The sequence below is a fragment of the Pedobacter sp. AC163 genome (assembly GCF_979258665.1).
In genome coordinates this window covers 72,986-99,756 of record NZ_OZ409872.1, presented here as the reverse complement: position 1 = coordinate 99,756, position 26,771 = coordinate 72,986, and the positions used below count along the sequence as shown (strand labels likewise).

General features: G+C 38.7%; 23 protein-coding genes, 1 tRNA gene and 1 riboswitch. Of the genes, 18 read left to right on the top strand and 6 right to left on the bottom strand.

Annotated features, from left to right (window positions below; genetic code table 11):
- Positions 1–21: 21 nt before the first annotated feature.
- The 6 genes from ACZZZK_RS00420 to ACZZZK_RS00395 all read left to right on the top strand — a co-directional run bounded on the left by ACZZZK_RS00420 (position 22) and on the right by ACZZZK_RS00395 (position 4,787).
- Positions 22–825 carry a nitrilase family protein gene (locus tag ACZZZK_RS00420; protein ID WP_265798728.1) on the top strand — a complete coding sequence of 268 codons (804 nt, stop codon included), beginning with the start codon at positions 22–24 and terminating at the stop codon, positions 823–825.
- Between the two features lie 58 nt (positions 826–883).
- A complete protein-coding gene (locus ACZZZK_RS00415; protein ID WP_463482333.1) occupies positions 884–1,918 on the top strand; it encodes a N(4)-(beta-N-acetylglucosaminyl)-L-asparaginase in 1,035 nt (344 codons plus the stop codon).
- A gap of 48 nt (positions 1,919–1,966) precedes the next feature.
- Positions 1,967–2,869, top strand: coding sequence for a YegJ family protein (locus ACZZZK_RS00410; RefSeq protein WP_463482332.1), 903 nt, complete (start codon positions 1,967–1,969; stop codon positions 2,867–2,869).
- A 42-nt stretch (positions 2,870–2,911) separates the two neighbouring features.
- Positions 2,912–3,724, top strand: coding sequence for a copper homeostasis protein CutC (locus tag ACZZZK_RS00405; protein ID WP_463482331.1), 813 nt, complete (start codon positions 2,912–2,914; stop codon positions 3,722–3,724).
- Positions 3,725–4,180 carry a hypothetical protein gene (locus ACZZZK_RS00400; RefSeq protein ID WP_463482330.1) on the top strand — a complete coding sequence of 152 codons (456 nt, stop codon included), beginning with the start codon at positions 3,725–3,727 and terminating at the stop codon, positions 4,178–4,180.
- A gap of 82 nt (positions 4,181–4,262) precedes the next feature.
- Positions 4,263–4,787 carry a nuclear transport factor 2-like protein gene (locus ACZZZK_RS00395; RefSeq protein WP_463482329.1) on the top strand — a complete coding sequence of 175 codons (525 nt, stop codon included), beginning with the start codon at positions 4,263–4,265 and terminating at the stop codon, positions 4,785–4,787.
- Positions 4,788–4,823: 36 nt separating this feature from the next.
- Here ACZZZK_RS00395 and ACZZZK_RS00390 read toward each other — a convergent pair whose 3' ends face one another.
- From ACZZZK_RS00390 to ACZZZK_RS00380, 3 genes are all read right to left on the bottom strand, one after another.
- On the bottom strand, positions 4,824–5,219 hold the full coding sequence (locus ACZZZK_RS00390; RefSeq protein WP_463482328.1) for a DUF983 domain-containing protein: 396 nt from the start codon (positions 5,217–5,219) through the stop codon (positions 4,824–4,826).
- A gap of 85 nt (positions 5,220–5,304) precedes the next feature.
- On the bottom strand, positions 5,305–5,895 hold the full coding sequence (locus ACZZZK_RS00385; protein ID WP_463482327.1) for a Crp/Fnr family transcriptional regulator: 591 nt from the start codon (positions 5,893–5,895) through the stop codon (positions 5,305–5,307).
- 6 nt (positions 5,896–5,901) lie between these two features.
- Positions 5,902–6,888, bottom strand: a complete 987-nt coding sequence (locus ACZZZK_RS00380; protein WP_463482326.1) for a D-alanine--D-alanine ligase — start codon at positions 6,886–6,888, stop codon at positions 5,902–5,904.
- 213 nt (positions 6,889–7,101) lie between these two features.
- Between ACZZZK_RS00380 and ACZZZK_RS00375 the strand changes: the two genes are divergently transcribed.
- The 5 genes from ACZZZK_RS00375 (at position 7,102) to ACZZZK_RS00355 (ending at position 10,520) form a co-directional block, all read left to right on the top strand.
- The gene (locus ACZZZK_RS00375) at positions 7,102–7,872 is read left to right on the top strand and encodes a PASTA domain-containing protein (RefSeq protein ID WP_463482325.1); all 771 of its coding nucleotides are present in this window, start codon (positions 7,102–7,104) and stop codon (positions 7,870–7,872) included.
- Positions 7,873–7,878: 6 nt separating this feature from the next.
- Positions 7,879–8,934: an endolytic transglycosylase MltG gene (gene mltG, locus ACZZZK_RS00370; protein WP_463482324.1), complete on the top strand. Its 1,056-nt coding sequence runs from the start codon at positions 7,879–7,881 to the stop codon at positions 8,932–8,934.
- Positions 8,934–9,341: an acyl-CoA thioesterase gene (locus ACZZZK_RS00365; protein ID WP_056848881.1), complete on the top strand. Its 408-nt coding sequence runs from the start codon at positions 8,934–8,936 to the stop codon at positions 9,339–9,341. Before mltG ends, ACZZZK_RS00365 begins: the two co-directional genes overlap by 1 nt.
- Positions 9,342–9,350: 9 nt before the next feature.
- Positions 9,351–10,340 (top strand): YihY/virulence factor BrkB family protein, encoded by a 990-nt coding sequence (locus tag ACZZZK_RS00360; protein WP_463482323.1) that lies wholly within the window; start codon positions 9,351–9,353, stop codon positions 10,338–10,340.
- 95 nt (positions 10,341–10,435) lie between these two features.
- A tRNA-Ser gene (locus ACZZZK_RS00355) sits at positions 10,436–10,520 on the top strand.
- A gap of 118 nt (positions 10,521–10,638) precedes the next feature.
- Here ACZZZK_RS00355 and ACZZZK_RS00350 read toward each other — a convergent pair.
- Positions 10,639–11,934: a peroxiredoxin family protein gene (locus ACZZZK_RS00350; protein WP_463482322.1), complete on the bottom strand. Its 1,296-nt coding sequence runs from the start codon at positions 11,932–11,934 to the stop codon at positions 10,639–10,641.
- Between the two features lie 128 nt (positions 11,935–12,062).
- Positions 12,063–12,163: riboswitch (SAM riboswitch) on the top strand.
- Between the two features lie 341 nt (positions 12,164–12,504).
- Here ACZZZK_RS00350 and ACZZZK_RS00345 point away from each other — a divergent pair.
- A complete protein-coding gene (locus ACZZZK_RS00345) occupies positions 12,505–15,678 on the top strand; it encodes a SusC/RagA family TonB-linked outer membrane protein (RefSeq protein ID WP_463482321.1) in 3,174 nt (1,057 codons plus the stop codon).
- A gap of 10 nt (positions 15,679–15,688) precedes the next feature.
- Positions 15,689–17,122 (top strand): SusD/RagB family nutrient-binding outer membrane lipoprotein, encoded by a 1,434-nt coding sequence (locus tag ACZZZK_RS00340; RefSeq protein WP_463482320.1) that lies wholly within the window; start codon positions 15,689–15,691, stop codon positions 17,120–17,122.
- A 95-nt stretch (positions 17,123–17,217) separates the two neighbouring features.
- Here ACZZZK_RS00340 and ACZZZK_RS00335 read toward each other — a convergent pair whose 3' ends face one another.
- Positions 17,218–18,045 carry a sterol desaturase family protein gene (locus ACZZZK_RS00335; protein ID WP_463482319.1) on the bottom strand — a complete coding sequence of 276 codons (828 nt, stop codon included), beginning with the start codon at positions 18,043–18,045 and terminating at the stop codon, positions 17,218–17,220.
- Positions 18,046–18,140: 95 nt separating this feature from the next.
- Positions 18,141–18,737, bottom strand: coding sequence for a Crp/Fnr family transcriptional regulator (locus ACZZZK_RS00330; protein ID WP_463482318.1), 597 nt, complete (start codon positions 18,735–18,737; stop codon positions 18,141–18,143).
- A gap of 292 nt (positions 18,738–19,029) precedes the next feature.
- Here ACZZZK_RS00330 and ACZZZK_RS00325 point away from each other — a divergent pair, with 292 nt between their 5' ends.
- From ACZZZK_RS00325 to ACZZZK_RS00305, 5 genes are all read left to right on the top strand, one after another.
- Positions 19,030–19,425 carry a LytR/AlgR family response regulator transcription factor gene (locus ACZZZK_RS00325; RefSeq protein ID WP_463482317.1) on the top strand — a complete coding sequence of 132 codons (396 nt, stop codon included), beginning with the start codon at positions 19,030–19,032 and terminating at the stop codon, positions 19,423–19,425.
- A 253-nt stretch (positions 19,426–19,678) separates the two neighbouring features.
- Positions 19,679–20,293, top strand: coding sequence for an RNA polymerase sigma-70 factor (locus tag ACZZZK_RS00320; protein WP_463482316.1), 615 nt, complete (start codon positions 19,679–19,681; stop codon positions 20,291–20,293).
- Between the two features lie 54 nt (positions 20,294–20,347).
- Complete coding sequence (locus tag ACZZZK_RS00315; RefSeq protein ID WP_463482315.1) at positions 20,348–21,382, top strand: FecR family protein; 1,035 nt, start codon at positions 20,348–20,350, stop codon at positions 21,380–21,382.
- Positions 21,379–24,018, top strand: coding sequence for an outer membrane beta-barrel protein (locus ACZZZK_RS00310; RefSeq protein WP_463482314.1), 2,640 nt, complete (start codon positions 21,379–21,381; stop codon positions 24,016–24,018). Before ACZZZK_RS00315 ends, ACZZZK_RS00310 begins: the two co-directional genes overlap by 4 nt.
- Positions 24,019–24,038: 20 nt before the next feature.
- A complete protein-coding gene (locus ACZZZK_RS00305) occupies positions 24,039–26,738 on the top strand; it encodes a TonB-dependent receptor (protein WP_463482313.1) in 2,700 nt (899 codons plus the stop codon).
- Positions 26,739–26,771: the final 33 nt, after the last annotated feature.

The following is a 26,771-nucleotide window of genomic DNA, read 5'->3' as shown; positions in this document are numbered from 1 at the left end:
CATCCCGTAAAATAAACATATATGGATACACCTGTTTACACTCAAATAGAAAACCTGAAAGTCACTATTTTCCAGGCTTATCTATTTTGGGAAAACATCGAAAAAAACCTTCAAAACCTTGCCCTTAGATTATCAATGGGTGTTCGGGAAAAAACAGATTTAATCATTTTGCCTGAAATGTTTAATAGTGGTTTTAGCATGAACTCGGAGGCCCTGGCCGAGGAAATGGGCGGTTTTACTATGCAATGGATGCAAAAAACAGCCTATCAATATAATTGTGTGATCACGGGAAGTCTTATCATTAAAGAGAATGGAAATTACTATAATCGGTTAATTTGGATGGAACAAAACGGCGATTATAAATATTATGATAAGCGGCATTTATTTGGTTTAGGCGAAGAGGATAAAAATTTTACTGCTGGCAAGGATAAACTTATTGTCGAACTTAAAGGCTGGAAAATTAGATTAGCGGTTTGCTACGATTTGCGGTTCCCTGTTTGGTTACGCAACGTTAATGAGGAATATGATATATTACTTATTGTGGCCAGCTGGCCAGATAAACGTTCGGCGCACTGGAGGGCATTAATTCCGGCTCGAGCCATTGAAAATCAAAGTTACGTTATAGGTGTTAATCGTGTTGGTCACGATGGAAATCAGATTTATCATGGCGGGCATTCCATGGTAATCGATCCTTATGGCAGCACCGTATATTACAAACCAGAAGATGAAGACATGTATACGGTAACCATTAATTATGAGGAATTGGTAAAAATTAGAAGGCAATTTCCTTTCCTAAAGGATGCTGATCAATTTTCTATCACTTAACTATTTTACAAAAAAATAACTCGTCAAAAAAAGTCAAACATTAGTAATTAACCTCAACATGTTCAACCGTCGCAAATTTATAAAAGCATCTACCCTTTCTGCAGGTTTACTCGTTCTCGATAAAACCAGCATGGCTGATGCCATTCCGTCTCATAAAGAAAAAGCTGCTAATCTCCCTATTGTGATTTCGACATGGGATTTTGGAATTGCAGCAAATGCTGATGCCTGGAAAGTATTATCAAAAGGTGGCAAAGCATTAGACGCAGTAGAACAGGGCGTTTGGGTACCAGAGGCTGATGAAAAAAATCAATCTGTAGGTTATGGTGGCTTGCCAGATAGAGACGGCAAAGTAACGCTTGACGCTTGTATTATGGATGAAAATGGCAACTGTGGAGCGGTTTTAGCACTGGAGCATATTAAACATCCAATTTCTGTTGCTAGAAAAGTTATGGAAAAAACGCCTCATGTAATGCTTGCCGGTGATGGTGCTTTACAATTTGCTTTGGAACAAGGTTTCAAAAAAGAAAATTTACTTACCCCATCGAGCGAAAAGGCCTGGAAAGAGTGGTTAAAGACAGCGAAGTACGAGCCGGTGATGAATATCGAGAATATGCTGTACGAAAAGGCAGCTCCACAGAAATTACCAGGCAACCAGTACAATCACGATACCATTGGAATGTTGGCCATTGACAGCAAAGGCAATATTTCTGGTGCCTGTACAACAAGTGGCATGGCGTATAAATTACATGGTAGAATTGGCGATAGCCCAATTATTGGAGCTGGACTCTATGTAGATAATGAGGTTGGTGGTGCCACTTCAACAGGTGTTGGAGAAGAAGTAGTAAGAAATGTTGGTTCGTTTTTAGTGGTTGAGTTAATGCGACAGGGTTATACACCCGAAGCCGCTTGTAAAGAGGCCGTGATGCGTATTATTAAAAAGAAACCAGAGACTGCAAAAAATATTCAGGTTGGTTTCCTGGCCATAAATAAAAAAGGTGAGTACGGCGCTTACGCTATTCAGCAAGGATTTAGTTACGCGGTTTGCAACGCCGAAAAGCAAGATTTGTTAATCAAAGGAAAAAGCTATTACTAACAATTTAAAATCATCCCAAAACAAATATTATAAATCTAAAGATATATTATGGGATTACTCTCTAAAATTTTCGGCAAGAAGAATGTCGAGGAACGTAAAGGCGAACCTGATTTGGTTTATGTTGCTAACGAAGATGAGCGCATGAACTGGGCAATTGAAAAGGCCAATTTAACACTTTGGTACTTCGAAGACAGCTTAGAAAATCCAAAATCTGAACAAGCGTATTTCTCCATTAAAGTGAAGATTGTGGATGGTGATAAGGGTGAACACATCTGGTTAATTGACCCACATTTTGATGGCGAAGGAAATTTGTATGGTACGGTTGGAAATGAACCTGTTGATATGAACACGGTAAAGCTAAATCAGAAAATTGGAATTGAGCGTGATTTGATTTCAGATTGGATGATTATTGAAGGTGGAAAGCTAATCGGAGGCTACACCATTCGGGTAATTCGAGACGGTATTCCAGCAAATGAACAGCCTGCATTTGATCATAGTATCGGTTTATATATTGATGAAGGCGTTGATTACTTTAAGATTAATAGAGACACACCTGAAGGCGCAATCTTATCGCTTGAAAAAGCTTACAGTAATAAAGATATAGACGCTGCCATTGATTGTAAAGATTTTTATGAAGAAGCAAGAACTATGCTTGGTGGAATAAATATTGAACTTGACGAAGAAATCATCGAAAAAACGGCTGAGGTTTTAAAGTTGTCCTTTATCAAAAGCATCGAAGAACACGGTTTTCCGGATTTTTCGCAAATTAAAAACGCTTTTCCAGAAAGACAGAAAGTAAGTGAAACGCATTGGATCATCACAGAAATATGCTGGTATCCCGATAACGGAAAATCTTTTCAACAACTGAGTACTTATAAGTCATCCAATGGATGGAAAGTATTAGGACCAGTAAGCACCGAACCCGCTGAGGGGGAACAACAAGAAGACTAGTAAAGCTTTTTGCTTATCTAAATAAACAAATCGATACTTATTATGAACGATATAAATTCAAGTTCCAATTCAGGGGTTGATGAGTTTAAAAATGAATTTTCAAATCACCCTGTAGACATCTGGGGTCTTGAAGTTTGTGCTAACGGATACGAATCGGCATTTAACGCACAACTTGGTGGTGCAATAAGAGTAGAATTGTGTGATAACCTTGCCGGAGGTGGCACAACACCCAGTTATGCTCAAATTGCTTTGGCCAAGAGAAATCTACAAATTGAAATCTGGCCAATCATCCGACCTCGAGGGGGCGATTTTTTATATTCTGACTTCGAGTTTGACTTAATGAAAGAAGATATAAAAAATTGTAAATCATTAGGTTGCGATGGTGTTGTTATGGGGATACTTCAGGCTGATGGAAGCATTGATAAGGAAAGATGCAGTGAACTAATCGCCCTGGCTAATCCCCTTCCCGTGGCTTTCCATAGGGCTTTTGATATGTGTAACGATATGCACCAAGCACTGGAGGATTTAATTGATCTGCAAATTGTCCGTGTGCTTTCGTCGGGTGGCGCTACATCAGCGAGAGCAGGTGCAGAAACTTTGGCAAATTTAGTTAAACAAGCAAATGGCAGAATTTCAATTATGCCCGGGGCAGGAATAAACATCACTAATATTCAAGAGTTAATCCAAAGTACCGGGGCCAAACAGTTCCACGCTTCCTGCAAGAATTATGTACCTAGCAAAATGCAATTTCGCAATACAGAAACAAAAATGGGAAGCATTGCAGACGAATATCAATACGAATTAACTTCAGTGAAGAAAGTGAAAGAGCTGGTTGACGAAATCAACAGAAATTAAATGGTAGCAAGTTTTAAACCACATAAAGTTTTATTGTTTGCAGCATTGCTTTATTTAATCTCGATTGTTTTTGTGCATGAAAAGATAGAAATCAATTTAGCCGACACTTATTTTTTTATTGATTACACATTAATTGTGGCATTCATTTGTGGGCTTCTGCTGATATTCGCTGCACTTTATAAGTATCTAAAGAAATATTTTTCCATTAAACTCTTAACATGGCTACATATCATTCTATCAATAGTATTACCATTTTTTGCAATGTGGATTAGCCATTCATTCCACAAGTCATTGGCATTAATAGAAATGACTGATGCTGGATCGATGGATTACATATTGAATCATCAAAGGACGCTCCACAAACTTATACTTACGTTCATCATCATTCAAATCCTTCCTCTTATTAATGTGTTGGTTAGTTTAATCAGAATGAAATATTCTACTGCAAAAGTGTAAAGCTGTTTTACAAAATTCAATTTCAATCATTCAGTCTTCAGATATTTAGTATATTTAAATACCTAAACTAAATTAATTTGTTATGAAAAAAATCTCATCTCTATTGCTAATGGCGTTATTTTTTGCAGCATGCCAAAATAAAGACGCAAAAACTACTGAAGCTGACTCAGCAGACACTACGAAATATCCTTATACCTTTAAAAAACAACAAGGCTGGGAAATGAATAAAGACAGTAAAAATGGTGTCATTGCCCTTAGTACGATTAAATCTTTTGAAAATATGGATACTACTGCGATGGGGAAACTGCTTGCAGATAGTGTTTGGTTTAATTTGGATGGCTACAAATTTAAAGGAACAAAGGCACAATTTCTAAATCAAATCCAAGGAGAATTTGCCAAGATGAGCAGCTTCAAAATTGAGATGGAGGATATGGCATCTGTAATCAATAGAGATAAGACAGAAGAATGGGTGAGCTTATGGTATAAACAAGTAACTGCCACAAAAGATGGAAAAATCGATACCATTCAATTGTATAACGATTTCAAAATCAAAGATGGGAAGGTACAAGGTTTATCAGAATATGTGCAGCACCCGATGAAAATGTAACAAAAAAGCTCCAAAAAATTGGAGCTTTTTTTATGACTATTTATTTCCACTTCCGGGAACATAATGCAAACCGGGTGTTAAATAATGGAGTAAAATTACCCTTGAATATCTATAGTTTATTGGAGAGCATAAAAATACGCCAAATAAAATTACCCCAACATAAAACCAAAGGTTTTCGTAGATAAGTTCTAGACCTAAAACATAGGCTGCCACTCCGATAGTAATAATCTCAGCTACATTCATAGCGTAGCTCACAAACATTGCTACATAAAAAAAACCAGGCTCACGCTCAAATTTTAAGTTACAAACCGGGCAGTTGATATTTGTTTTTTGCAACTTAAACGAGTAAGCGCTTCCGGTAAATATATCACCTTGTCGGCAACGAGGGCATTTACAATTTATAAATGCTTGAAATTTAGATAACTCTGCCATACTTAATATTATTAATGTACAAATTTACATTATTATAAATATGCAAATTATGATCTACATCATGTTTCGGAATGTGGTTGCAAATCTATTTTATATCAGGACGAATAATCTTTCCCCGCTTAACTTCAATTAATCCTTTACCAGACAAAATTTTGATTTCTCTAATAACCGTTTCTACCCTCAAACCGGTCATATCGGCTAAATCTTGTCTGGTTACTTTCAAACTATCACCAACTTCAATATCGTTTAGAAGGTAATTTATGATGGTTAATAACCGGTGTTCTGCTTTTTCATTGGCCAGTTCTTCCAGCATCATTGATTTGTAAAACAACCTGTTGCTTAGCGTTTGAATAAGATTGATGCTGAAACCTGGTATCGTTTCAATTAAGTCGAAAAATTGCTTTCTTCCAACCAGAATAATCTCCGATTCTTTATTTGCAATGGTATAAGCTAAATACTTCCTATTTATGATTAGAGCAGGTTCACCAAAGTATTGTCCCGTTTTAAAAATTCCCTGAATAAATTCTTTCCCATCTTCGCTTACCGTGACCATCCTAACTTCGCCAGATTTGATAAAATAGACATAGCGTGGTAACATTCCTGGTTCATAAATAGGCGCATCTTTCGGATAAACCTTTATTGCAAAACCGTGCTCAATAAGTTGTTGAATATCCATGAAGCACTAACCCAATGTTTCTTTCATTAAATTGGTGTAAAATTGCTTTAACGTTATGCCCATGGCAGCAACCTGTTGCGGAATAAAACTGGTAGCAGTTTGCCCTGGAATAGTGTTGATTTCAATAAAATAAAAATTTCCTGTTTCGTTTTCCAAAAAATAATCGATCCGCACTACTCCCCTACAATTTAATTTTGAATAAACGCTTTTTACGATTTGATGAACTCGATCATATTCTTCATCGTTCATATATCCTGGCGTGATTTCCTGAGTTGCGCCTGGCGTATATTTGGCTTCAAAATCAAAAAATTCGTTTGCTGGAATCACTTCTGTAGTAGGTAAAACCGTGATTTCGCCTTTAGCGCTATACACGCCGATAGAAAATTCTCTACCACTCACAAATTCTTCTATTAGCACTTGTGTATCTTCAGCAAATGCTTTTTCAAGCGCCATTTCCAGATCATCAGCATGTTTCACCTTGCTCATTCCGATACTACTTCCACCACTATTTGGTTTTACAAAATAGGGCAACCTTAAGTCTTCCTTAATTTGATTGATGTTATAATTTCCATTCTTAAAAATCTGAATAGATTTTGCAGTATATAAATGATCGATGCCCTCTACAATTGCTTTTGTATAACCTTTATTCATCGTTATTGATGAAGTTAAGGCATCACAAGTGGTGTAAGGTATTCCCAACATATCGAAATATCCTTGCAGTTTTCCGTCCTCTCCCGGCGATCCGTGTATGGCAATGAATACGCCGTCAAATTTAATTTTACGACCCTCTAACATTAGAGAGAAATCATTTTTATCAATATCTATTTTAACAGAATCTGCAGGTTCGTAAAACCATCCTTTATCGTTTAACATTATTTTATAAACATCATACAAATCGGTATCGATATTTTGAGCAATAGTTGCTGCACTTTTTACAGAAACAACCCATTCGCCTGTGGTACCGCCTGTTAACAACGCAATAGTTTTCTTCATCTTTAAAATCCTTATTTGTAAATAGAATTTGATCGTAATTATATCATCAAAAATATAAATATCTTTGCGCATTGTTTAATTTTGATCCAGAGAATTGATAATTGATGGTATTATATTTGCTCAAAGCAATGAACTCGATTGTTTGCAAAATGCTTTCAAAAATTAAATTAACTACATTTGAGTTTATACGCTTAACACCAGAATTAAAGATTCATGTCTAAATTTATAGATTATTTAAAAACCAAAAGCTTTAGAAACAATATTTTAGCTGCCGTTATCACAGTGGTTGTACTACTACTTATCGCTTTTTTCAGTTTAAGGTATTACACCAAACACGGTCAGGGATTAAATGTACCAATGGTTAAGGGTTTATCATTTGATCAAGCGGTAAAAAAACTGGAAGATGTAGGTTTGAAATACGAAGTAGATTCTGTTTTTATCCTGGATCAGCCTGCCGGGATTGTAATCGACCAAGATCCTGACCCTAACACTTTTGTGAAGGACAACAGAACTATTTATTTGACTATAAACGCAGGTAAAACGCCTAACACAAAATTTCCTGATATTGCTTTTAAAACACTAAGAGAAGCACAGGCTATTATTGAAAGTTCCAGATTAAAACTTGGTGATACTACGTACAAACCTGACGTGAGTAAAGATGTAGTTTTAGAAGCTTCGTTCGGTGGCTCTGCCATTGCAGCTGGCGACATTATCCCCGTAGGATCGAGAATCAATTTGGTATTGGGAGACGGTAGAGGAAGTCAGGAAGTTGATGTACCGCAATTGGTTGGCTTAACCGTTGATGAGGCTAAGTTCAGCTTAAAAGGATCGAACCTAAGTTTGGGAGATATTATGTACGAGGGCAACATTATCGACAGTGCAAATGCAGTAATCACCAAACAAGACCCCATGCCAGCCGATTCGGTAACAAAAGTAGCTATCGGAACAAGAATTAACATTACGCTTTCGAATAAAGAACAATAAGATACAATGATCGAAGTAGAAAAAAAGAAAACGAGTACCGGTAAAAAAGCTGTTATTGCCATAGCTGTAATCATTATTTTGATTGCAGGTTATTTTGCCTTAAATTTTTATAGGCTTTACTTTGCTCCCAATGTAACCGAAAACCAAAAATATCTATACATTAAAACCGGTGAAAGTTATGACGAGCTTCTATTCGAAATCAAGAAAAGAGATATCTTGAATAGCGCCTCTTCATTTGCTACTGCTGCTGGGAAGATGAATTTACCTGCCAACTTAAAACCTGGTCGTTACCGGTTGAAAAAAGGGATGACTAACAGAACGTTAATTAATTTAATCAAAGCTGGAAATCAAGAACCTGTTAAACTGAAATTTCAAAACATTCGTAAGAAAGAGAATTTTGCCGCCTATTTAGCCAGTAATTTAGAAGCCGATTCCCTCAGCTTTATAAACGTTTTGGATTCTGCCGCATTGATCAGCAAATACGGTTTCAATAAGGATAATATCTATACCATGTTCATCCCGAATACTTATGAGATGTACTGGAATATTAAGCCTACCGATTTTTTGGAACGCATGCATAATGAATACGATAAATTCTGGACCGCAGAGCGTAAACAAAAAGCTGCAAGTTTGAACCTAAGTCCTGCGCAAGTTTACACGTTGGCTTCGATTGTAGATGCAGAAGCACTTTATGATAAAGAAATGCCCATCATTGCTGGTTTATATCTCAACCGTTTAAATAAAGGGATTTTATTGCAGGCCGACCCTACTGTAATTTTTGCGAATGATGATTTCACGGTGAAACGCGTTACAGGAAAATTATTACAGGTGCAATCATTATATAATACTTATAAATATGCAGGTTTACCTCCGGGGCCAATTATGATGCCTAGTATTAATGCCATTGATGCCGTTTTAAATCGTAACGAGAACAATTACATTTATATGTGTGCAAAGGAAGATTTTTCTGGCTACCATAACTTTGCAGAAACTAAAGCAGAGCATCAAATTAATGCAAAAAAATATCGTGATGCCTTAAATAAAAGAAATATCTTCAGGTAATGTTTGTACATGAAACAAAAGTAAAAGTACGTTATGCCGAAACGGATCAAATGGGAGTTGTTCATCATGCCAACTATGCTTTGTATTATGAATTAGCAAGAACAGAGTGTTTTGAAGCGTGTTCTGGCATCACCTACGAATCAATGGAGGCGGAAGGTGTAATGCTTCCTTTGTTAGAGCTCCAATCTAAGTTTTTGAAACCTGCTTTATACAATCAGTTGCTTACCGTTAAATGTATTGTAAAAGATTTGCCAACAGTACGTTTAAACGTAGAGTACGAAATCTATAATGAAAAGGAAGAATTAATCAACATTGGAAAAACTGTACTTGTTTTTGTTGACAAACAAACCAGAAGACCTTGCCACCCACCCCAAAATTTTATGGATGGTGTGAAACAGTATTTTTAGAAAAGACAAATGGAATGGTTACATCGGCAATTGCTACATCTTAAAATCTATTCTAATTTTATCGAATGGACCAAAGGATGTGTATTGCCTGGGTTTAGCCCACTGCCACTCTACACCGTTGCAACATTTTTTTTTAGGGAAATTAGTAAAGATACGTTGGTGAACAAAGCTTCATCTTTGGCTTACAGTTTCATGCTAGCCATATTCCCTGGAATAATTTTCCTTTTTACGTTAATCCCTTTCATTCCAATTAATGGTTTCCAAGACCAATTGCTAAGTTTAATTGAGCTGGTTTTACCTCACAATGCTTACGATGCTTTTGAGTCAACACTAAAAGATATTGTCAAAAATCAAAATACAGGTTTGTTGTCTCTCGGATTTCTATCGGCTATATTTTTTGCTACCAATGGTGTTAAAAACTTAATGAAGGCCTTTAATAAATCCTCGCTCATTATAGAAACCCGAGGCTGGTTGAAGCAAAGATTAATAGCGTTTGTTTTAACCACAGTAATATGTTTGTCTATTATTATTTGTATCAGTGCAATGGCAATAGGCGAATTGGCATTAAAATACATTAAAGGAGAATTACACATCAAAGAAAGCCTGGCAGTTTTTGCCATTCAATTTACACGATGGGCATTATTGGCCGTTTTATATTTCATCACCATTTCAATTTTGTATAGATATGGACCTTCGCACACGAAAAAGTGGAAGTTATTTAGTGCCGGCTCGTGGCTGGCAACTATTTTAGCTTTTTTAACCATTTGGGGATTCTCCTACTACATTAATCATTTTGCATCGTACAACAAAGTTTACGGATCTATCGGAACCCTCATCGTGGTGATGATCTGGTTATATCTAAACTCTCTCATTTTATTAATCGGTTTTGAGTTAAATGCCAGCGTTGATGTAAGTAAACGCAGTGTTAAAATAATAAGACCTACTTTCAATTTGTTCAAAAAATCTGATCCAATCGAAGGAAATATCCAAAAAAAATAAATTTTTCTACCTCTGCGTTAAGCAATTATCAATTTAATATAAAAAAAATGCATTCTTAATTTGCAGATTTAACCGGAGTTTGTACTTTTGCCTCCGGAAAGCTGGCAGAGTGGTCGAATGCGGCAGTCTTGAAAACTGTTGACTGTAACAGGTCCGGGGGTTCGAATCCCTCGCTTTCCGCAGATTTAATATCAAAATTTCAAAAGCCCGCAAATCATAAGATAGCGGGCTTTTTTGTTTCTCAAAGTACTCGAGATATTTATAAAGTCGAATGTTAGGAAAAGGACTACTAAACAAATTAATTTCTTGTTAGAGGCTCTTCTACAGCAGTCTTTTTTGACAACAATCCATCAATTTCATCATTAAATGCTTTGACAAAATCAGTGTAGTATTTTCCCGTTGCTGGTCCACTATAACCTGTATGGATCTGAGCAACATTTCCATTTTTATCGATGATGATCATCGTTGGAAAAGAAAGGAAATTACTTAGTCCAGGAAGTGATTCTGCAACCTGTTTTTTATCCGGTTTGCCTGCGATCACCTGATCATATTCAATGCCGAACTTATCGCGAAATCTTCCCAATGCTTTTTTTACATAAGCCGAATCCAGTTGCCGCTCATAATGAATCCCAATAACTTCAACGCCACGACTGCGATTTTCCTTGTACCATGGAGCGATAAATGCTGCCTCATCTACACAATTAGGGCACCAGGTTCCGGTAATCGTCAGGATCACAACCTTATTTTTAAATTTCTCATCCTTCAACGAGATCTTCTTTCCATTAACATCCGGAAGAGAAAAGTCAAGCGTTTTATACCCATCTTTTAAAAAAGTTAATTTGGTCGCATCCGGGAGGGCCGCATTTTGATTTTGAGTTCCGGTGAAGGGCGTATTCCCCCTGGCACTCACTACTTCTCCCACAATTTTACCGTCTTTTGAAAATGTGCCTTTGTAGTAAGCAGGGCTCGAACCGATGAAACCGGAAAGATAAAAATGGTTTCCATCAACACTGCCTTCAAGATAGCGGGAATCGCCGGTAATGCGGAGAAATGTACCTGTAATTTTATTTCCGGCCTGCTTAAAAAGTCCTACCGCATTTTCACTTTTGCCATTCTGTAACTGAAAAACAATATCGTATTTTCCAGAAAAATCTGCATCTGGTGCCTGGCCGCTGGTTGCAAACCGATATTGCTTTGCTTTACTGGCATACACAGGCAGTGGTTTTCCAGATCCATCCTGTCTCTTCAATACGCCGACAAGTGAATCTTTCTGGATTTTAAAAGCAAGAACATTGTCGAACTGATCCAGGTTAATCAACAATGAATCTCCTTTCCTTTTTACAACTCCCCCGTCGAAGCGCTCATCGGCATTTAAAAAGCTGAGAAAGGGTTGATCACCGTTTCTATTTTTAATTTCAAAATTAAATGGTACTTCAACACCGGGTTTGAGATTAAAGACACCTCTCCAGATTCCATCTGCCCGAAAAGATTTCGGAGATTCGACACTATTGCTTTTGATTTCATTTTTTGATTGCGCTGATGAATTATGTAGGAAAAGTCCTGCTACAACTATTAAAATATATTTTATTTTCATGGGATGCTGATCAATTAATAGCGCAAATGTAGGCATGATTAGCCTTAAGAAAAAAATATTTCAATAAAATCTATAGAATTACTAGACAATATGATTTTTCTATTATCTTTGCGCCAGTTATTTTAAAATACTTATCAAGAAAGGTGGAGGGAATGGCCCTGCGAAACCTTAGCAACCACCCTTAGGTATGGTGCTAATTCCATCCCGGAAAGTCCGGGATAGTTAAGTCAGTTGAAGGCCAAATCATTGTTAATGAATATGAGAGCACTCCTGATTTATAGGAGTGCTTTTTTTTATAAGCGGATTGCTACAATTGATAAGTGTTGATCTATCAGAAAAATAAATTAAATGGAAAAAACTAACGAGCAAAAATCAATTTACGCATGCATTTCAAACCGAAGTAAAAGAGACCGAATGCGAACGGGTATTTGTATAGACTAAAGTTAGCAAATACCACAAAAACTTAATTTTCATTATCAGTGTGTTAAAAAATTCGTCAAAAGCGGAGTGGAAGAGCTTTGCCAAAATTTCGCGACATCATCCCTTAATTAATCATCAACAATATCTATTATGTTCAACAAGATTAAGCTTCCGGCAATATTATTTCTGCTATTGCTTTCCCCATTCGTACGTGCACAAAACATCTCCATATCAGGCACGGTTAAAAGTTCATCAGGAGAAACTCTGCCCGGCGTTTCCATTTTTGTAAAAGGTACCAAACAGGCAGTAACAAGTAATGCTGCCGGCAGTTTTACCATTACGGTAACTGGCAAAAGCACATTGGTATTTTCTTATATCGGCTTCGCTACTAAAGAAGTGGAAGTATCTGGTGATACACAGGTGCTCAACGTGGTTTTAAATGATGCGGATAACGCTTTAGATGAAGTTGTGGTTACCGCTCTGGGCATATCGAGACAAAAAAAATCGTTGGGTTATGCCGTACAGGAGCTCAAAGGTGAGAGCTTGACTGAAGCGAGGGAAAGCAACCTGGTAAATGCGCTGGCAGGTAAGGTTGCCGGCGTGAGGGTAACCAATAGCCAGGGCGATATGGGTTCTTCCCGCATAGTGATTAGAGGAGAAACTTCTATTTCTGGCAATAACCAGCCGCTTTTTGTTGTGGATGGTATACCCGTGGATAATTCGCAACTCAATTCCGCTGGCGCAAGAGATTACGCAAATACAATTTCCGATATCAATCCAAATGATATAGAATCGATCAGTGTGCTTAAAGGCCCGAACGCAGCAGCGTTGTACGGCTCAAGGGCAGCGGCCGGAGTAGTTATTATCAAAACAAAATCCGGAAAATCGAAAAAGGGTTTGGGGGTCAGTTTTAACTCCAATGGGGTTATTGAAAGTTTACTTACACTGCCAAAGTACCAGGATGTTTTTGGTCAGGGATCAGAAGGCAAGTTTAGCTACGTAGATGGCAAGGGTGCCGGAACGAATGACGGTGTGGATGAAAGCTGGGGCCCGAGAATGGATGGCAGGCTGATTCCCCAGTTTTTTTCAAAAGGAGTAGCCGTTCCATTTGTAGCCAATCCAGATAATGTTCGTGATTTTTTTGAAACTGGCTATTCTCTTTCCAATGGCATTGCCGTTGAAGATGCCGGAGAGAAATTTGATTACCGCTTATCCTACAACAATCTAAAACAGGTTGGTGTGGTGCCTAACTCCGGGCAGGACAAGAATTCGTTTGCCCTAAACACAACTTTGAGGATTACGCCAAAGCTAACTCTAACAGCGAATGCAAATTACAGTAAACTTGGTTCTGACAACTTACCAGGAACAGGCGGTTCCAGGTCGACCAGTACCATGCTTCAGTTTACCTGGTTTGGCAGACAGGTAGACATTAATCAATTGAAAAACTACCGGGATGAAAACGGAAACACTTTCAACTGGAACAACAGTTACTACAGTAATCCGTACTGGGTGGCCTATGAAAATACAGTATCCCAAAACCGGAACAGGATTATCGGAAACATTGGCCTAAATTATAAAATTACTGACGGTCTTAACTTTAACTTCCGTTCGGGAACAGACTATTATAATGATCGTCGTAAGATCAAGATTGCATATGGTACCAATGGAACTCCCTTTGGCTCCTATACCGAAAGTGCTTTTACCGTGAACGAAAGCAATACCGATGCAACCTTGAACTACACTAAACAGCTTAATGATGATTTCAGCGTGGAAGCTTTGTTGGGAACGAATATACGTTCGAGATATATCGAACAAAATGATCAGAGTGCACCGAGGCTTGCTGTCGCTGGCTTATACACTTTGAACAATTCCAGAGATCCACTTACCTCTTCTAATAATTATAGTAAATTGAAATCTTACAGTGGTTACGCATCGGCGCAGATTGGATTTAGGAATTACCTTTTTGCAAATGTGACGGCCCGTAACGACTGGTCATCGACATTGCCGGCCCAGAACAGATCTTATTTCTACCCTTCCTTTAACGGAAGCCTTGTGCTGACAGAAGCTTTTGATATCAAGAACGAGGTGCTCGATTATGCCAAAATCCGTGGAGGTTGGTCGAAAGTAGGTAAGGATGCCGATCCATATCGCCTGATTAACACTTATTCTTTCAGTGCCCCTTTTGGGAGCAATCCTCAACTCAGCCCTTCGGCCACAGATTTGAATCCTGATCTGAAACCTGAAACCACGACCTCATCTGAATTAGGAGCAGAAGCTGTGTTGTTCAACAAGCGCCTTCGTTTTGATGTAAGTTTATACAATACCAATAGCTACGACCAGATTTTAAGTGTGGATGTTAGTCAGAGTACCGGATTCAGGTCCAAATTGTTAAATGCAGGAAAAATCAACAATAAAGGCGTGGAAGTACAATTGGCGGTTACTCCTATCAGAAAGCAGCTGACCTGGGATATTGATGTAAATTATGCCGCGAACAGAAGTAAGGTTATCGAGCTGGATCAAGCGGGGCTGTTGCAAAACTATGTCGTGGCAACAAACTCTGCTCAAGTCATCGCAGCTGTCGGCCAACCTTATGGAACGCTGTTTGGTAACGCTTTTTTAAGAGATGGCAGTGGAAATATCATCGTCAATGCAACAGGAGCTCCACAGGCTGATCCTACCAAAAGGGTTCTGGGTAAATATACACCAGATTGGATAGGCGGCATATCCAATACCTTCACCTATAAGGGTATTAGTTTGGGCGTGTTGATTGATGCCAGCTTTGGCGGCTCAATTTACAACGGCACCTATGCAACAGGAACCTATACAGGCGTGCTGGCCTCTACCCTGCCAGGCAGAGCGGCAGAATTGGGCGGAATTTCCTATTATTATCCGGGAAATGTGAAAGCAAATGGAACAGTAAGACTGGCTGACGGTGCTACGGCGCCCGCCGGTGTAACGGTTTACGATGACGGGATGATTTTCGATGGGGTAACGGCTGATGGGAAACGCAATGAGAAAATACTTTCTGCACAAACCTATTACAAGTCGTTTCGCACCATTGATGAGGCCAATATATTTGATGCTTCCTACGTCAAACTCCGCGAAATTAAACTGAGCTATAACCTACCCTCGAAATGGATACGTCCTTTAAGTCTGCAAGGCGTCTCGGTATCACTTGTAGGAAGAAACCTGGCGATACTGCACCGTAATGTAGCCGATATCGATCCGGAGGTAGCCTTTAACACTGGTAATGGCCAGGGGCTTGAGAGCCTTTCTAACCCAACAACCCGCAGCTATGGCATTAACCTGAACATTAAATTTTAATCCTATCCACATGAAAAATAAATTTATATATATCACTGCTTTCGTTTCAATTTTAGCAGCCTCCTGCGGCAAGGAACTCGACGAAGTAAACATCAATCCGAACGCTACTGAAAATGCACAGCCTGATTATGTGCTTACTGCTGCGATAAAAAACACTACCGATGCCTATTGGGGAACAACTAACAACATGAATTCGAGTCTTCTTTTTGCGCAACACTGGGCAAAGGTCCAGTATACCGAAGAAGATCGCTTTATTTATTCGAACAGTAGTTTTATCTCTTTATGGTCTACCTTGTACTCGCAAAGTATCACCGGTTTTAACAAGATCATTGAAATCGGAAATACCACCGCCAATCCAAATTACCGGGGTGTGGCTTTAACTTTAAGGTCCTGGTCATTCCTGTTGCTTACAGATGCCTATGGGGATATTCCCTACAGCCAGGCAGGAAAATTAGACGAATTCATTACGCCAGCTTATGACAAACAAAAAGACGTATATTTTGGCCTCTTGGAAGATCTGAAAAATGCTAAAAATGCTCTTGATCCCGCAGGGAAAGCCATTACAGGTGACATTATCTATGGTGGAAATATTGGTAAATGGAAAAAGTTCGCTAACGCTTTACGGTTAAGAATCGCTTTGAGAATTGCAGACAGAGAACCTGCAAAGGCAAAGCAGGTATTGGATGAAATTAAGGCTGATGGCGATCAATATATCAGTGACAATACGGATATTGCCCAACTGATTTATCAGATCTCCCCACAACAGAACCCGGTGAGTGCACAATTTGATACCCGTGATGATTACCGGATTAGCAAAACAATAGTTGATAAGCTGTCTTCGCTAAATGACCCACGGCTGCCAGTTTATGCAAGCAGAACACAAACCGCTACCCCTGAAGAATATGTTGGTTTGCCCAATGGATTAACCAATTCAGAAGCCAGTAACCTGGGCTTTGCCAAAACATCCAAGCCAGGAACTTATTTTCTTGCGCCGCAATCCCCTGCCGTAATTTTCAGCTATGCAGAATTACTTTTCGATAGAGCCGAGGCTGCTGCAAGAGGCTTAACTACAGAAAATGCTGCAGATCTTTATAAGCAAGGCATCATAGCTTCGCTGAAACAATTTAGTGTATCGGATGCTGCAGCCAATGCTTATCTGGCGCAGGCATCAGTTCAATATGATGCTGCTAGTTATAAAAAATCAATCGGTGAGCAAAAATGGCTTGCGCTTTTTGGTCAGGGTTTGGAAGCCTGGGCCGAGCGTCGCCGATTGGATTACCCGCAACTTACCGCTTCGGTGAATACCGTACTAAATGGCCAGATTCCGGTACGTTTTATTTATCCGGGTACGGAGCAATCTCTAAACGGACAAAGCTATAAAAATGCGGTGGCCAGCCAGGGTGCTGACCTGCTGACAACCAAATTATGGTTTGATATCAATTAGTTCTGGCTTTTTCCCAGACTGAAAAAGTATCTTGCCCTGGAAACCCACATGTTTCCAGGGCATTTTTGTAACAAAATATTTGACCGAGCCTGAGGTTAGAGCGCCTGCTCATATTTCTCCTTTTGCTGTATCTTCAACTCTCGTTTATCAAAAGGATTCGGAGCAAAGCGCTGATCCTGCAAGCGGTCATATTCCTTCACATAATCCGGATGTTCGGTGCCCATTACCCTATCCCAGAACCTGAAATACAGTCCATAGTTCCCCTTAAATTTACTGTGGTGCAGGTTATGGTGAACTGAAGTATTCAAAACTTCAAACGCCAGGGTGAAGCGAAACCATTTAGGCATGATTTCGTAGCCGAGATGGCCGTACACATTAATGATGAAACCTGTCACAGTAAACAGCAATATTGTTAAGGGGTGCATCGGCAGCAGCATCACAATCAGCACCAGAACAAAGCCTTCGGTAAAGGCTTCCAGTATATGGAAACTATAGGAAGTCCATGGTGACGGATTGGTACTTTTATGATGGACCAGATGGGCAAGTTTGAACAGTTTTTTATGATGTAGCAGGCGGTGCATCCAATAAAAATAAGTATCGTGGATTATCAGGCTCAAAACCAGGGCAACACCGATATACCATACCGGGAAATCATCGATCTGACTATAAATTCTGGTGTACTGCTTAAGTGGGGTGAAAATTAACACCACTGCGATGATTGAAAACACAAACGTACTCTGCATGGAATGCCATACCTCACGGATGAAGTCTTTTTTTGTTGCCGACTTTTGCTGAATTTTAAACTTATTCAGTTTAGCAGGCATCAAGAGATAAAAGAGCATGAAAGGAACTCCGGCAAGTACAAAATACCGGATGGCTGAAATACTAAAAATACCAACGGCGGATTCTATTATCTTTTCCATATCTATATTATTTTTGTCTCTCAAAAGTATAGAACAGATAGATTTTGCGCCGTTAACAAAAGATAATTTAGCAGCTTAACAAAAGATAATTTATGTCATTGCTTGCCTTTTGTATACATTCTTTTTCGAATACGGCTTAGAGAAACCGGAGTAATACCGAGCATCGATGCAATGTATTTATCTGGTACTCTGTTTACCAAGTCAAAACGCTCAGCAAGAAGTTCCCGGTAGCGCTCTTCTGGCGATTGCGTAACAAACGATTCCAGCATTTTTAAGGATTCCGCCAGCATTTTCATCAGGAAAAAATTACGGAGCGGTTCGTACTCCGGGTGTGTCTTCAAAATTTCCTCTAAAACGTCATAGTCAATCTGTAATAACTTTACAGGTTCAAGAGCACGGTAGATAAATCTTGAAGGTTGGCGGTTAATAATGGTATCGTGTGAGGCAATAAACTTGCCTTCGCCACGCAGAAGAAGAGTAGCTTCATCACCATTTTCCTTAATGATGTATACTCGAATGATGCCTTGTTCTATAAAAGCCAGTCTGCGGCTATTTTCGCCTTCGCGGATATAGGCTTCATTTGTTTCCAGCGACACAGCAGTGGTCATGGCAAATAAAGGCCCGGTATCCGCAGGCATAATCCCGGCTAAATCAAACAATAATTCCTGTAAGGTATCAATTGATGTTCTCATATAAATAATAGTGGTAATGAGCAATGGCTAAAAATAAAAATATAATAACAGCCTAGCAAAAGCTATCGCACGCTCCCGTCTTATTTTTGCAATCACTCAGATATCCTCAATAAACCTGAACAGCATACAAACTTAAATCCAGGAAAACAAAAATCAGGATGGAAGACATAACATCAGACATTTTTAATCTCAGTTACCGGAGAAATACGTTGCTTTATACGCATTTGTCAATACCCTACTTCACCTGGTTGTTAGCAGAAAACATTCTGTACTTAGCCCCGTTTTTCTTACGATGAAAGATGCCGGAAAACGATACAGCTGTGTAATTATTGATGATGAATTTAGTTCGATAGAGATAATAAAAGAATATATCTCCCAGATACCAAAACTTGAGCTCCTTAAATTTTATCTTGACCCAGTTTCGGGTTTGAAAGCCCTACAAGACGGACTCAAAGCCGATATCTTATTCCTTGATATCAATATGGAGATATCAGGATTGGATATTGCAAAAATGGTTCGTAATCAGGTAAAATCGATTATTATTACCAGCGGTCATGTTGAAAATGCCCTCTCCGCATTTGAAGTAAATGCAGATGCTTTTTTAGTGAAACCTATTGGCTTTAAAAGATTCCTTAACACGGTAAATCAGCAGATCGTAAAGAATGTTTCTGATTTAATCAACAGATGATGGTCGGCTTTCGCCTGGCTTAAGAAATCTAACTATAAAACTCTTCTCGAAAGAAGTTATTGAAACAAATGTTAAACCTTATAAATCATTCAACGGTAATTTACCCTATTCAATTTATCAGTATATAATTACTCCTGATTTCGTTTTCTTCTAAAATAATTTATTTTCTGTTGGAATAAGTATATCTTGAAACATCGGTGTCTTTATTAAAAAGTGCCTAGTAAAACATACGACAACAAGAGATTGCCTGTTAATGTCAGAGAAAGAACTTAAGATTTTATCGCTATTTGAAAACATTGAGCAAGGTAGCAAAGCTGCTTTCGATGAGCTTTTCATGCTGTATCACCATAAGCTACTGTGTTTGGCAAAACAATATATTAAAAATAAGGAAGGCGCTGAAGAAATCACATCTGAACTCTTTGTGAAACTATGGCTCAAACGGCACAATCTCTCTCAGGTGATCAATCCAGAAGTATATTTGTTCATTTCAATAAAGAATGGCTGTCTCAATCTGATTAGATCCGAAAAAAAGAGAAATTCTATCTTCAGCCTCTCTTCTTCTGCAGAAGAACCCATAAATCAAGAAAATTCGGGTATGGCTGATCAGGAGTTATACAAACTCCTCGATGACGCAGTGGCTGGGCTCCCAGAACAGCGAAGAATTATTTTTATTCTTATCAAAGAAGATGGATTAAAGACCAAGGCTGTAGCAGAAATTATGGGCATTTCGGTGAGGACGGTTGAAAACCAGCTATACAAAGCTGTCAAATCTTTGGCGGATACGCTGAGTCTATATTTAGGTTATCACCCTCAAAACAGGAAAAAGCGTAGCGTGGCTTCTCAATGGCTTCTTTCCTTTTTTTTCTAACCGTAGTGAGTAGTTTTCAAATTGAAACTGTCTTTAATGTAAAAGCATGGAGTGATGAACAGACAAAAATTCATTAAATTATTTTCCCAAAAAATTTCGGGTGAAATTAATGCCGAGAACAAAGATCTTTTAAACGTCGCAATCAGCGAAAATGAACATTATAAAGTATTGGCAGATGATTTGGAAAACTATCTGCGTAATCAACCTACAACCGTCAGTCCGGATCGTCAGCAGCAGTTAAACCAAATCTGGGCCACTATTGGGGCAAATGAAAATGAACAGTTCATGGGTAAATACAGCTATTCCAAACCAAATAAAATTGTCCGCTCGGCAATATGGATTAGATCAGCTGCCGCCATAATTATCATATTCTTCGCAGGCATATTGCTTTACCGACTTCTAAACAGGCAACAACCTACTGAATTTGAGCAGCTAACCACTCAAGAAGTGAAGACTTTTAAAATGCTGGACGATGGCACCAAAGTTTGGTTAAACAAACATTCAACCTTACGTTACAATAAGGGCTTTGGTGCAGGTGCAAGAGAAATAATAATAGAAGGAGAAGCCTATTTTGATGTAGTCAAAAACAACCAGATTCCGCTATATGTTCATGCTGGAAATATTGATATCGAGGTAAAAGGCACCGCTTTCAATGTCAAAGCTGAAAAAAATAGTAAAGATATTGAGGTAGCACTACTAAGAGGACTCATTGAAATTAGTGACAGACTAAACAAAAACAACCGCTTATTATTACGCCCTAATCAAAAAATTATTTACAACACACAACTAAAGGATAAAGAGAATAAGCTGCGATTGAAATTGGTAAATCCAGCTCTGCTTTTGACTGAAACCAGATGGATTGCTGACACCCTTGTGTTCAGAAAAGAAAAGCTTAAGGATTTGGCTCTTAAAATTGAGAAAAAGTACGATGTAAAAATAGATATCCAAAGCGAAACATTAAAGGAAAAGAGGTTTAGCGGAATATTTATAAACGAAACGATCGAACAGGCAATAGCTTCCCTTAAATTGTCATACCCACTGAACTATACAATCAACAAAAGGTTGGTTGTAATTAAGGAGCAGGAATGAGAAAGGCGATAATGCTCCTTGCACTAATGTGGATAGTGGGTTCCGATATTTCGGCTCAGGAAAGAAAATTAACCTTGACGTTACGGCAACAACCGCTTAAAGAATTGTTTAAACAAATCGAAAAACATTGCGATTATGGTTTTATATACAGTGATGAAGTTGTCCAGGATACGATGCTGGTATCAATCAAGGTAAAAGACATGGCTGTTTCCAACGTGCTTGGAACGGCTCTTAAAGCCCATCGATTGGTCTTTAATTTAATCTCCAAAAAACTGATTGCAGTTGGTTATCAAAATTACCCGCTTAAAAACCGCGAGGTTTCCAGGTCGGCATTCTCCGGAACAATAACAGATAGAAATGGCGTAGGCATCCCCTTTGTATCCTTAACCCTACTGCGATCATCAGATATTATTGAAAAAACAGTAAGTGATGATAACGGTCGTTACCAGCTCAGCTCCCCTCTTTTACCCGAACATGGCTATCGGCTACTGGCAACCTTTGTCGGTTATAAGCCACTCGAAATTTCCTTTACCCTTGTAGATATTTCTCATTTACAGAAGCTGGTGATGTTTGAAGACGCACAAACCTTGCAAACCGTAACAGTGGTCAATACCAAACCACTCATCGAAAGAAAAACCGACCGTTACATCGTTAATGTGGAGAACGGTTCACTAGCACAAGGATTATCAGCTTTCGAGGTACTACAAAAATCTCCTGGAATTTGGGTAAATCAGGATGGCAGCATCAGGATTAAGGGAAATCAATCTGTGATGGTGATGATTAACGACGTTGTTCAGCGGATGTCGCAAGATGACTTAGCAGAATACCTAAAATCACTAAGGTCCGAAGATATCAGTAAAATTGAGGTAATATATAACCCGCCTGCAGAATTCGAAGCCGCAGGAACAGGTGGGATCGTTCATATTGTGCTCAAAAAATCCCGGAAAGATGGTCTTAACGGATCCATGAATGCGAGGTATCAAAAACAGGGAAAGCAGGGATTGATCACTAGTGGAAGCTCGTTGGCTTACAAGCTAAAAAGGCTTTATTTAGCCGGTAATGGCTCATACACCAATGATAAAAATTCTTCTTATGGTGAAGAAACCTTTTACTACCCTCATGCGAGCACCTTTAGCAATACAACGGTTCGCAGCAACAAAATTTCGAGATATCAATATCGTTTCAATGCGGTTTACGACATTGCGTCAAATCAATCACTAGCAATACAGAATACAGGTTCAAAGAACCAACCATCGCAACTATTTTTAACAGATATCATCTATCGAAATATCACCACCAGAACAGGTTATGCCCGTGCAGATTGGGATAGAAAAATTAAATTTAATAGCACCACGCTTAACTATACATGGAAGATCGACAGTCTTGGCTCCTCATTAAAGATGATTGGAGATTATTCTGAAAATGCTAAAAAGGAGCAAAATCAGCTTTTAACAACTTATAGCTCCCCGTTAAGCAACATGCAATCCAGAACCTTGACACCGAGCAGTACAGAAATTTATGCCGGCCAAATTGATTACACCAAAAACTGGAAAAATAAACTTGAATTGAAGAGTGGAATAAAGTATAGTGCTATCCACAGAGATAATGAAAGCATAAGCGAAAACCTAATTCAAGGCCTGTGGATAAATAATCCGCTAATCAGTAATCAGTTTCTGTATAAAGAACAGTTGGCCATGGTGTATACAACGCTTGAAAAAACTATCGGCCCAAACAGCCTTAAAATTGGATTAAGAGCTGAGCAAACCCATTCCAACGGACTTTCAGTTACATCGGCCGATGCTTTCAAAAGAACATATTTTAGCCTATTTCCATCGGTTTACTTAATGAGAACGCTCAATGAAGATAAAGGTTCATCGCTGTTCTTCAACTACTCAAAAAGGCTTCAACGACCATCTTTTAATGATCTTAATCCTTATCGGTTGCAAGTTCACGATTATATGATTTTAACGGGAAATCCTGACCTACTGCCACAATATTCGCATAATTTTCAGGCAGGTTATAATTTCCTGAGCCATTACAATTTCGATGTTTATTTCTCGTCAACCTCTAATCTGATTGCCTTGCTGGCTAATACAATCGCTAATAATGTTGTCGAGTACAAATCATTTAACTTTAGAAAAGGTACAGAATACGGCTTCAACTTAAATGCTTCACCGCAAATCTCGAAGGCCTGGAAGAGCAACTACAGCCTTTCCCTTTACCAGGCTTCAGCTTCTACAAATAACCTGGGCAATACAAAGACTACGCTGGCCGCAAAATCTATGCAGACCATAAGTTTCAAAAAATTACCGAGCCTGGATATCATTTCAGAATATAAATCCCCATCGCTTTCCGGTAACACGAGGCTGGGGCATCTGTTCTACGTTGATATGATGCTTTCACAAAAAATAATTAAAGAAAAAGGAGTGTTGCGAATTTATCTTTCCGACGCATTTAATACCGTCCGAGAAAAGGAATTTTCGTTTAATAACGGCACCATAATCGATTTTTATCAAAAGCGACAAACCCGGAATATTAGTCTATCCTTCAGCTATAATTTCAGCCTCGGTAATAAGTTCAATCAAAACAACATTGAGCAAAGCAATAAAGAGGAAAACAGAAGGATGGGTAATTAACTACTTTAAGAGTATTGGCTATGACTGCTAAAAAATATCGTTATTTCATTATCACGCTTGCGTTATTCATCGTTGCGAGTTTATCAGCGAATGCCCAACAGGTTACAGTAAAACTTGATAAAAAACCTATTATAGAGCTATTTAAGCAGATACAGATTCAAACCGGATACTCCATTATTTACAGTAACGAAATCGTTTCCGATTCTACGTTGATATCAATAGAGGCAAATAAACTAAACGTAAATCAATTACTGGATAGCGTCCTTGCCTTTAAAAACCTATTTTCTCAAACACTTTCAGCATCATTGATTGTGATTCGAAGCAGAGAGATGGAGCTTGAAAAATCGAGTCCTAATCAAGTGATCATTTCCGGAAAAGTGATGAATAGCGATGACCATGGAGTTCCATTTGTAACAGTTTCACTTTTAGAAAGCGGAGTGTTGGTAGGTGGAACCATTGCAGACGAGCATGGAAATTTTAAATTCTCCTATCCATTGAGAAAAAATAATGGTTTCACTTTGAAGCTGACTTCCCTTGGATACGACAACCTGATTCTAAAATTGCCAGTGGATAAATATCCTATCGGGCTACAAGATTTTGGAAAGATCACCCTCGAATCCCAATCTAAAAATCTACAATCGGTACAGGTTAATGGAAATCAAAGGGTAATTGAAATGAATGACGGAAATATTGTCTTCAACGTCTCCAAAAGCATCAGCGCACAGGGCACAAATGCACTTGAACTGTTAGCCCGGGCACCAGGTGTCAGCGTTGCCAGTGATAATTCCATCTCGTTGAATGGTAAATCGGGGGCATCGATTTTAATTGATGGAAAGATGACTTATTTATCTAACGGAGAAGTTGCAGAACTACTTAAGACGATGTCATCCTCCAATATCAGATCAATTGAAATCATCAACAGTCCCGGAGCCAAATACGATGCTGCAGGTACGGCTGGAATTATCAATGTAAAGACTTTGAAACCGACTGTAAATGGCTTGAACATGAGCATCACCTCAGGACTAAATTATGGCGTTTATTTGAGAAACAATCAGGATCTTTCCATCAACTATAGAAAAAACAGATTCAATTTTTATGGTTCCTACAGTCATTTTTTCGGCTATTATTCTTATCTCTACGGAGGAGACCGAATTCAGGAGGGTAGATTCTATAATAGCTTCACAGATGACGTTGACAAAAGAAATAAAATCGGATCGAGAATTGGTGCAGATTTTATGATTAATAAAAAAAGTACTGTAGGCATATTACTAAATGGTAATTTCCTTTTTGGTGGAGGAATAACAGATACCAAAACCGAAATTGGCCTGGAGTCGACGAAGATAGTGGAGCAAACGCTTACTGCAGTGAACGACTATTATGCGCAAGGTACCCAACGATATAATTTTAACGCGAATTATAAATTTGAAGATACGTTAGGTAGAATCCTGAATATTGACGTGGACTATGGGAATTTTACCAAACGAGCAGGAAATCTTCAATCTAACAAGTATACGTTGAATGATCAAACTGTACTCAATGATAACCTTTATCGCTCATTAAATGGTATTGATATTAGTTTAGGTGCGGTTAAAGTCGATTACACGACAAATCTTTGGAAAGGAAAACTGGAGACTGGGGTGAAATATTCAAGCGTATCCTCTTCAAACAACTCCCGGTTTCTGGAAATCCAGCCGGCAGGTGAAGTGCTGGATCCCTCAAGATCGAACAAATTCTCTTTCGAGGAGAACATTAGCAGTGGTTATGTTAACTATAAGAAACCATTTGGAAAATGGCAACTCCAGGGCGGTTTGAGGGTTGAAAATTCGCGTTCGACAGGTATGCTCGAAGCAGTTTCCGAAATTTCAGGCAATCAGCAAACTATCAACCGAAACTACACGAACTTCTTCCCTTTCTTTTCTGCCAGTTTAACGGCCTCCCCGTCACATAGCTTTTCTTTTAGTTATTCCAAAAGGATAGATCGGCCAGCTTACCAAAATCTAAATCCCTTTATTTATTTGTTGGATGAACTTTCTTTCTGGCAAGGAAATCCATTCCTGAAACCTCAGATCAGCCATCGAGGACTAATACAATATGTACACAAAAGCACCATCATCGGCTTAGGTTATACGTATACCAATGATTTTAGCATGGAGGTAACGGATACCATCGGTTCATCGAAAATTGTTATGATTCCCCGAAACCTGGGCAATCAACAGCATGTTGCATTAACACTGACCCAATCGCTAAAGCCTGTGGCTTGGTGGGATATCACCTTTAATGGAACGCTTTTCCGTCTTAATAACAACATTGATTTCGGGAATAGCCGAACCCTTGATCTTAAACAAACAGCTGCGAGATTAAGTCTCCAGCAGACATTCCGATTGCCCAAGGGTTTTGTTGGCGAACTGATGGGATTTTACAACTCTAAACGCCTTTTTGGGGCAAATCAGTTCTTTGAACCCAATAGTCAGGTAGACATAGGATTACAGCGAAGCTTTTGGCGAAAGAATGGAACTTTAAGAGTTGTTTATAGTGATATTTTCAAAGGAAGCAAGGCAAACTCCTTTCAAAGCATAGGGGATTTTACCATCCGAAACTATAGCTATTTTGAAACCAGACAACTAAAACTGAGCTTCAGTTACAAGTTTTCTACCGGAAACTCAAAAGGTCCAAGAACCCGAACTTCTGCTTTAGAGAATGAAAGTGGCCGAATCAAATAACATTTAGAAAGTATTTTCGGCTATTTACTCAGA